This window comes from Pontibacter rugosus (assembly GCF_042678745.1).
GTDB classification, from domain to species: Bacteria; Bacteroidota; Bacteroidia; order Cytophagales; family Hymenobacteraceae; genus Pontibacter; species Pontibacter rugosus.
Genome location: NZ_JBHTLD010000560.1, coordinates 1 through 533, shown reverse-complemented (window position 1 = coordinate 533; position 533 = coordinate 1). Strand labels below are relative to the sequence as shown.

The 533-nt window shown below is 58.3% G+C and carries 1 protein-coding gene; it reads left to right on the top strand.

Annotated elements, in window-relative coordinates; genetic code table 11:
* The coding region (locus ACFQ2O_RS22460; RefSeq protein ID WP_377533277.1) for a phosphate acyltransferase at positions 1 to 412 on the top strand (412 nt) is incomplete at its 5' end.
* Positions 413 to 533: the final 121 nt, after the last annotated feature.

Below are 533 nucleotides of genomic sequence, written 5' to 3'. Positions count from 1 at the left end.
GCGGGTGGCCGTTATCAGCTACTCCAACTTCGGCTCGAACCCCGGCGAACTGCCAGACAAAGCCCGCCGCGCCACCGAGCTGGCCAAAGCCCGCTACCCCGAGCTGCTGCTCGACGGCGAGATGCAGGCCAACACGGCTCTCAACCACGAGCTGCTGCAGGAGCAGTACCCGTTTTCGCCGCTGGCGGCCCACGGCGGGGCCAATACGCTCATTTTCCCCAACGTTATCAGCGGCAACATTGCCTACAAGGTACTGCAGGAAATAGGGGGCGCCGAGGTGATTGGGCCGGTGCTGATGGGCATGCGCAAGCCGGTGCATATTCTGCAGCTCGGTGCCTCGGTACGCGAAATAGTGAACATGACCGCCATTGCCGTAGTCGATGCTCAGCAGCCGGGCAATAAAGGGTTGTAGGGATTAGAAAAGAACGTCATTCAGAGCGAAGCGAAGAATCTCGCGTGCCGAAGTAATTTCCTACGACAGGATTACTTCAGCACGCGAGATTCTTCGCTTCGCTCTGAATGACGTTCTATTT